This is a genomic window from Gilvimarinus sp. 1_MG-2023, assembly GCF_030548285.1.
Genome location: NZ_JAUOSC010000139.1, coordinates 1 through 456 on the forward strand (window position 1 = coordinate 1; position 456 = coordinate 456).

1 protein-coding gene is annotated in these 456 nt (G+C 57.5%); it reads left to right on the forward strand.

Annotation, left to right across the window (positions count from 1 at the left end; translation table 11 throughout):
- Positions 1 to 456 (forward strand): histidine phosphatase family protein (locus Q4563_RS16110; protein WP_303605194.1); only part of this gene is annotated, 456 nt, incomplete at both ends.

Genomic DNA, 456 nt, shown 5'->3' on the forward strand with positions numbered 1-456 from the left:
GCATAGACGCGATCATTAGCTCTCCACTACAGCGATGTCAGGCGTTTGCTGCTCACTGGGCGCAACAACAAGGAATGGCGCTGGATATTGTTCCGGCGTTGCGGGAGTACGATTTTGGCGATTGGGACGGTATTCCATTTACCACCCTGTTTGGTCCTCCGGAAGATAATCCGGATGGCTGGAGCGAACTGGAAGCCTTTGCCCAGTTTCCGGCCGGTAATCCACCACCGGGAGGCGAACGCATCGAACAGGTGTACGAACGGGTGGTACAGGGCTGGCAGCAAATAACGGAGCAGCATGGGGGGCAGCATGTGGTAGTGATGTGCCACGGTGCTGTGATTCGCCTGAGTCTGGGTTACTTGCTACCGGTCGACTGGCGGGATGGCAACTGGTATTCCTCGCTGGCGATTCATTATGGCAGTCGCACCCGTATCCGCCTTTCGCCGCACCCTGACG